Origin of the sequence: Bacteroides sp. 11BF (assembly GCF_019633765.1) — a bacterium.
In the GTDB taxonomy this organism is placed as follows: domain Bacteria; phylum Bacteroidota; class Bacteroidia; order Bacteroidales; family Bacteroidaceae; genus Bacteroides; species Bacteroides hominis.
The window spans coordinates 1-325 of record NZ_JAFKPJ010000106.1 but is presented as its reverse complement, the minus strand read 5'-3'; the positions used below and the strand labels follow the sequence as shown (position 1 = coordinate 325).

The following is a 325-nucleotide window of genomic DNA, read 5'->3' as shown; positions in this document are numbered from 1 at the left end:
GCAAGTGCGGAAGGTCAATCGACTCATATTTTGGCGCGTTCACTGGCAGATGCTGTGCCGACAGCTGATCGGCTGCCAGCGACAGATGTGTCGGAAACCACTAGCTTTGGCGTTAATGCCACGGTGGATGGCCGCAAAGTCAAGGTCGGTAAAGCCGAGTTTGCTGGGACGAAGGCTACGGTTGATACGACTGCCGTGTATGTGAATGTTGATGGCCAGTACGCAGGTGCGATCACATTTTCCGATCAGATTCGTCCAGAAGCAAAAGAAACGATGACGAAACTGCACGAATTAAATGATGCTAAGCTGATTATGATTTCTGGCG

The 325-nt window shown here is 50.8% G+C and carries 1 pseudogene; it reads left to right on the top strand.

Going from position 1 to position 325, the window contains the following annotated elements:
• A pseudogene (locus JZY04_RS21150) lies at positions 1-325 on the top strand (hypothetical protein); the annotation flags it as partial.